This is a genomic window from Xanthovirga aplysinae, from assembly GCF_009711365.1.
GTDB lineage: Bacteria > Bacteroidota > Bacteroidia > Cytophagales > Cyclobacteriaceae > Xanthovirga > Xanthovirga aplysinae.
In genome coordinates this window covers 1-6,720 of the sequence record NZ_SMMB01001026.1, presented here as the reverse complement: position 1 = coordinate 6,720, position 6,720 = coordinate 1, and the positions used below count along the sequence as shown (strand labels likewise).

6 protein-coding genes are annotated in these 6,720 nt (G+C 34.9%); 4 read left to right on the top strand and 2 right to left on the bottom strand.

Translation table 11 applies throughout. The annotated features are described in order from the left end of the window. Window positions 1-140: 140 nt before the first annotated feature. From E1171_RS10760 to E1171_RS10745, 4 genes are all read left to right on the top strand, one after another. A complete protein-coding gene (locus tag E1171_RS10760) occupies window positions 141-2,435 on the top strand; it encodes a TonB-dependent receptor domain-containing protein (protein ID WP_187696391.1) in 2,295 nt (764 codons plus the stop codon). A 258-nt stretch (window positions 2,436-2,693) separates the two neighbouring features. Next, window positions 2,694-3,317 (top strand): deoxynucleoside kinase, encoded by a 624-nt coding sequence (locus E1171_RS10755; protein WP_155206010.1) that lies wholly within the window; start codon window positions 2,694-2,696, stop codon window positions 3,315-3,317. Between the two features lie 139 nt (window positions 3,318-3,456). Further along, window positions 3,457-4,080 carry a deoxynucleoside kinase gene (locus tag E1171_RS10750; RefSeq protein ID WP_155206009.1) on the top strand — a complete coding sequence of 208 codons (624 nt, stop codon included), beginning with the start codon at window positions 3,457-3,459 and terminating at the stop codon, window positions 4,078-4,080. Further along, a complete protein-coding gene (locus E1171_RS10745) occupies window positions 4,058-4,336 on the top strand; it encodes a hypothetical protein (RefSeq protein WP_155206008.1) in 279 nt (92 codons plus the stop codon). Before E1171_RS10750 ends, E1171_RS10745 begins: the two co-directional genes overlap by 23 nt. A 191-nt stretch (window positions 4,337-4,527) precedes the next feature. Here the strand turns inward: E1171_RS10745 and E1171_RS10740 are convergent, their stop codons facing one another. Both E1171_RS10740 and E1171_RS10735 read right to left on the bottom strand, forming a co-directional pair. Continuing rightward, window positions 4,528-4,938 (bottom strand): hypothetical protein, encoded by a 411-nt coding sequence (locus E1171_RS10740; RefSeq protein ID WP_155206007.1) that lies wholly within the window; start codon window positions 4,936-4,938, stop codon window positions 4,528-4,530. A gap of 464 nt (window positions 4,939-5,402) precedes the next feature. Next, window positions 5,403-6,059 carry a DUF7255 family protein gene (locus tag E1171_RS10735; RefSeq protein WP_155206006.1) on the bottom strand — a complete coding sequence of 219 codons (657 nt, stop codon included), beginning with the start codon at window positions 6,057-6,059 and terminating at the stop codon, window positions 5,403-5,405. Window positions 6,060-6,720 lie beyond the last annotated feature (661 nt).

Below are 6,720 nucleotides of genomic sequence, written 5' to 3'. Positions count from 1 at the left end.
TTTAACTTTATAATAATTTGGAACTATCTTTCAGAGGTAAAATACTTTGGCTTTTACTTTCTTTTTTTTCTTTAGCATCACTTTTAAAAGCCCAAAATTTAAAAGTCTATCAACAGATTTCTCACCTTCCTATCGAAAATGTGCTTGTTTATAGTTCCAAAAAAAATGTTTACAGCCAAACCGATAGTTCAGGTGTTGTTTCTTTACAAGGTTTTCCAAAGGGGCAATCAATTGTCCTTCAACACCCAGGTTATTATATACAAGAATTGAGTTTTGAAGAATTAGAGAATCTATCTTTCCTTGTCACCCTAGTAGAAAAGGTTTCCCAAGTAGAAGAGGTGGTTATTTCAGCGAACAAATGGGAGACATCAGAAAATGAAGTTCCATTTCAAATAAAATCCATTAATTCGAATGAAATCACATTTGATTCCCCACAAACTTCAGCAGACTTATTGACCTCAACGGGGCAAGTTTTTATTCAAAAAAGTCAAATGGGAGGAGGGAGTCCTAAAATGAGAGGTTTTTCGGCCAATTCCGTCCTATTGTTAATAGATGGAAATCGGATGAATAATGCCATTTATCGAAGTGGAAATCTTCACAATGTGATTTCCATTGACCCAAAAGTACTGGAAAGGGTGGAGGTGATTTTTGGGCCAGCCTCTGTAATGTACGGTAGTGATGCCATGGGAGGGACGATGAATTTTATTACCCAGTCACTTTCCTATACTCAAACCTCCAAAAAGGAATTTCATGCCTCAGCTAGTAGCCGGTATAGCACAGCCAACCAGGAAAAAACAGGAAGCCTTTCTTTTTCTATAGGGTCGAAGAACTTGGCAACCTTCACAAGTTTGTCATATAGTGATTTTGGTGATTTAAGAACGGGGTCAATTCGGTTAAAATCTGAACCTGATTTTGGTAAAAGACCAGAATATGTTATTTCAGTAGGAGGAAGGGATGAAATCCGTGTCAATCCCAATGAAAATATTCAGGTGGGTTCTGCCTATAATCAATTTAACTTTATGCAGAAATTTGGCTTTCGGTTTTCCAAGTTTTGGGATGCTGAATTAAGTTTTTACTATACGACCACTTCTGATATCCCCCGATATGACAGACTGACTGAATATAAGGATGACCAGTTGAAATTTGCAGAATGGTATTATGGCCCCCAGAAATGGCTAATGAATAGTTTGAAACTTAATTATTATCGTTCTAATAAAATCTTTGATGCAGTTAAAGTTTCTCTTGCCAGACAAACGGTAGAGGAAAGCAGGTATAGCAGGAAATTAAATGATGAAAAGCGAAGGAGTCAAATAGAGCATGTTGGGATTTGGTCGGTAAATGTGGATTTTGATAAACAGTTATCCCAACAAACACGTCTCAACTATGGATTAGAGGGAATTTATAACCGGGTTGAATCAGATGCTTCATATTTGAATATTAAATCAGGAGAAATTTCATTTGCACACAGCCGGTACCCCAATGGTGGTAGTGATTATGGTTCTTATTCTGCCTATTCTGCTTTCAAATGGTTGATTCTTCCAGGTTTAAATTTAAATGCAGGAGCTCGAATTAGCAGAATTATGCTTAATTCTGTCGATAATGGTGATTTTTCTGAGGGTCAAACTCATAGTTACGATCAAGATAATTATGCAGTAACTGGAAGTTTAGGGATGACCTATCAGGCCAATAAAAGTAGACGCTTCAATTTTGCACTTTCTTCCGGTTTTCGATCGCCCAATGTGGATGATGTCGGGAAGCTATTTAGCCCAGGAGGAGATGTGATCACCGTTCCTAATCAAGATTTGGGTCCTGAATATTCTTACAATGCAGAGATTGGAATTAACCAAAAATTGGGAAATTTCTTTGAATTTGATTGGGTAACCTATTATTCTTACTTAATCAACGCCATGGTCAGGAGAGATTTTGCTTACCAGGGTAGGGATGTGCTGGTCCTTGAAGGAGATACCTTGCGAACTCAGGCTTTGGTGAATGCAGGAAAGGCCTATGTTTTGGGTAGTAGTTTAAGTATTAAGTCTCAATTGAATGAATTTTTCAGTTTGAAGTCTACATTAAATTGGACCAGGGGAATGGATTTGAAAAGCCGAGAACCCCTTAGACATGTTACACCTCTTTTTGGACAAACGGCTATTCGTTGGGAGAAAAAGAGAATAAGGGGAGAGTTTTTAGTTGTATACAATGGAAAGTTGGCTTGGGAAGATATTGCACCTGAAGAAAAAGAAAAACCTCATTTATATGCCCCTTCGGGAAGCCCCGCTTGGTACACTCTCAATTTAAAGGCTTCTTTTCAATTTAATAGTATTTTTCAAATCAACCTGGCTTTAGATAACCTTTTGGATCATCATTACAGGCCTTATTCATCAGGGATTAGTGCGCCTGGGAGGAACTTCAAAATAACCTTAAGAGCAGAAGTGTGAGATTTATTTTTATAAAATAATAGATATTTATTGGAACCACCCTAGTGGTAGGTTGTTGAAATAATGCAATTTTGTTTTTCTTTATTTTTGTTGTAACTGCCTTTTGGTTAAAGTTTTAATGTTAAACGGCTTGGAGGATGGGGTTTATAATGTTGAATTTTTGGATGGTTGGTCAATTTTTCTCCGATATTGGACTACTAAACTTTTCTTTTTAATTCTACTTAAGATGTATAATTTTGCGGGCTAAATTAAGAAGAAATGCATATAGCTATAGCAGGAAATATTGGTTGTGGAAAAACGACACTAACCACGAAGTTGGCGGAACATTTTGGGTGGGAAGCAGCGTATGAATCAGTGGATGATAATCCCTATTTGAAGGATTTCTATGGGGATATGGAACGTTGGGCTTTTCATCTTCAGGTTTTCTTTTTAAATAATCGATTTAATCAAATTACCGAAATTAGAAAAAGTGGAATTAAGGTGGTTCAGGATCGATCCATTTATGAAGACGCTTATATTTTTGCGACTAATCTTCATCAGTCTTCCAAAATGTCCTCTCGGGATTTTGAAAATTATATGACCCTTTTTAAAGCTATGATTCCTCATATTCAGGCCCCTGATTTGCTTATTTACTTGAGGGCAGATTTGCCTAAGTTGTTGGAGCAGATTAAGAAAAGGGGTAGAGGGTATGAAAATGCAATTCAACCAGATTATTTGGAAGGGCTTAATCGACATTATGAGGATTGGGTTGCTAATTATGAATTAGGAAATTTGTTGGTGATTGATGTTAATGATTTGGATTATACCAAAAGGCCTGAGGATTTTCAGTTTATCCTTAATCAGGTGAAGACTGAATTGAATCAGAAAATAAAGGTAGTTTAAATTAAGAATTATAAATCAAGAATTTAGGGTTGTCATAAGAATTGAAAAAGTGAATTGAGGTCCGAAGGGAATTAATTGAATCAATTATGGCAGCAATTTTTAATCATTTGTTATTCAATCCTATAGAAAAGTTGTTTATATGCATATAGCTGTGGCAGGAAATATCGGTTCGGGTAAAACAACTTTGACAAAAATGCTGGCCGATTATTACGGTTGGAAAGGGGCTTTTGAAGAGGTGGATAATAATCCTTATTTGAAGGACTTTTATTTAGATATGCACCGTTGGTCCTTTCAATTGGAGGTGTTTTTTCTAAATCATCGTTTTCACCAGTTGGAGGGTATTAAAAGAGCTAAGCAAACTGTTATTCAAGACAGAACTATTTATGAGGGAACGGAAATTTTTGCCGAAAACCTTTTTCATTCTGGATTTATTTCAGATCGTGATTTTAGAAACTTAATGGACCTTTATCAGATCATGACTCAGGTGGTGGCCCCGCCCGATTTGCTGATATATTTACGCTCGGATCTTGCTAAACTGGAACAGCAGATAAAGGTGAGAGGGAGGGACTTTGAAAAAACGATTGATTTAAAATATATTGAAAATCTTAATTGGAGATACGAAAAGTGGATCCGCGATTACAGTAGGGGCCGTATTTTGATCTTAGATGTTAATGAACTGGATTATGTGAATAATCCTGCCGATTTTAAATTTATTGTGGAACAAATAGATATTGATTTAGATGAAATCCATCAATTTGCCTGAAAATTCGATTAAATTCCTGAAATGTATTTTTGAAGATGGAGTAGTTTATCTTCAGATAAAGAACCTTTCAAGCCCCACAGATGAATTCATCTATGAAGGGTTTGAACTTCTTTGTGAGGAAGGAACATGGGAAAGTGATGAATATGAGCTTTCGGAGGCAGATGTTCAAGAAATGATTGAGGAAGATGGTTTTTTTGAAATAGCCGAAGATGAATTTAAGGAAGCTTTGAAAGAATCAGGGATTTCCAAATCTTAATTGTAAGGGACTAATTTAAAAAGGAGGGAATAAGTATAAAATGTTTAATTACTCATTCCCTTTTCTTAATTATCTTCCTTCCTCCTGTATGGGAAGCGATAAAAGCTGATCCTTTTTGGATTGTTAATCTCTACAACACTTGGTTTTCAACCTTTGGCCTTTTTATTGCTGAACTCTTAGCCAAAAAAGTGTTAATGGTTATTATAGAATTTTTTAACCTTTGCCACTAGTTGATTTTCGGTCATCTGATCGGCGGGTTCTACAGCCATTATTTTATTGGCTAAACCCTTATGTTTTTTCATCTCTTTCTCCAGACCAAGTTTTGCATTAGAGGGACCAAAAATGAATATTTCCGATGCATCCTGGGTGTCTCTTATGATTTCCGAAAAATACTCCTTAAGATTTTGTTGCCTTCTTTCGTCCAGTTTTCTTGGGTTAAAACCACTTTGATGGGAGTAGGGGGATACATTTCTTACTCCTCCTGAAGAGCGGACATGATTCTCAACTTCTGATTCAATGGTTCGAATGTTTGTTCCATTTTTGGACAACGAAACTATAAATGATTTTTCGCTGTCAAGCCAGATACCAATTTTATTTTCCATATAATTTTTCTGTTATTTATTGGTGATATTTATAGATTAATATATGGCTTTTTGATTCAAATTCCTTATAAGATTTTATTAAAGTATAAGATAGTAGGTCCTTTCTTAGTAAAACAACGTTGGTCACCTAAAAGTAGCATGAATAAAAGGTATAATTTGCTGCTAATATTCAGATTAATACCCCAAGAAATAAAATTGAAACTTCCCTCAATTTGGTCAAAGTCAGAAGTTATTGAATTAAAGGAGTTTTGGTTGGTGTAGGCAAAATTTAGTCTTGGATCATTAAATGTTGTCCAATTGGGAATTCAAATTCAGAATTGATTTCTAATATCTTTGAAAATGTATTTTTTCCTACGATCTCAAAGATTAGAAGAGCTTTTTCATTTATATCTGCTCTAGTAGAATTAATATTGATTTGAATTAGGAGGACAAAGTCTTTCGTTTCTGCAGTTACCACTGATTTCTTAAGCTTTAACTTCTGTCAATCTCCGATGTAAGTACTTGGTCAGAAGTTCTTTACTTTTTTCATTTCTGCTTTCAAATAATTTTTCAAGTCGTTGTAATTTATTCTCGCTAAACAGTTCATCATGTACCGAAATTCGGATTAATTGATAACCATAATGAAAAGCTGCCAAATCCTGAAAAAAAGCATTGATCGCTGTTAACTTCCAGCCAGGAGAACCATTTCCAAAAAAGTCACCAGCTTCAGCTGGTTTTCCAAAATATTCCTCAGCTTCAGGGTTGGCCCATAGCCCAACTCTAATGGCTGATTTGAGGCACTCTTTTTCATATTTTCGACAGTACCTTCTATATGGCTCCAATGGAAAACTTTTTATTTGAGGATAAAGTGAGCTACGAAGAGTGATAGAACGGTAGCGATTGAAATGGGAGGAATTATCGAGCAGTACTACTGTTTGATTCAATTTAAAATCCCAATTAAGATCTTTAATAGGAAGATTATTCTTAATACCTGATAGATCCTTATAAACCTGCATAGATAAGTCAAAGGCCTTCCATTTTTTTAAACGGGCAATGGTAAGAAGGTCTGTTGCATCCTTTTCAAAGGAAAAGCCTTCTGATTGAAGGATTTCTCCAAAATATTCTTTTCTGCTGTGGTTCATAAGAATTCTATACCCAAAGGGTAGTTAAGGTAATTAAATTTTTAGTGAAAAGATCGCTGAGGAAGTCTTTGGGAATTTTTAAAATAATTCAATTTGAAGTATTTTTCATTGTTTAGCCAGGTGAAATCAATCTACTGTGTTGTTATCCGAACTTTGTTCTATTTTTGGTTCAACTTTATGTCCTGGAAAGGATGTTCTCCGACTAAAATCGATAATTAGGAGAAGGATTATAGTCATAAATATGATAAAGGCTATTAAAAGTACTTTTTTTGACCTGTTCATAATAGAAGATTGCTTTTCTAAAAAAAATCTGCACAAAGTAAGTGCATTCCCTTTAAAATAAAAGAGATTGCCAGAAAAAGGTTATTCGTTTTAATAACGAAATTTGAAGGAATAAAGGAATAGGGTAAAAAGAAATAATTAAGCAAAAAAAGGGAGAGTTAGCCCTCAAAATAGATACAGTGATAATCAGAAGAACCGATTTCCGATCACTTATTCATTATAAGAATTACGTGTATAAAGGTTGATAATCATTGAATTGGTGGTGTCTGGTTTTTTATCTTTTGAAATGCCATTCTACTTAAATGTCTTAATAGGAATTCTTTATTCTAAAATACTTTTATTGCCTTGAAAAATGTTTTCAAAATAGAAAGATTGTATT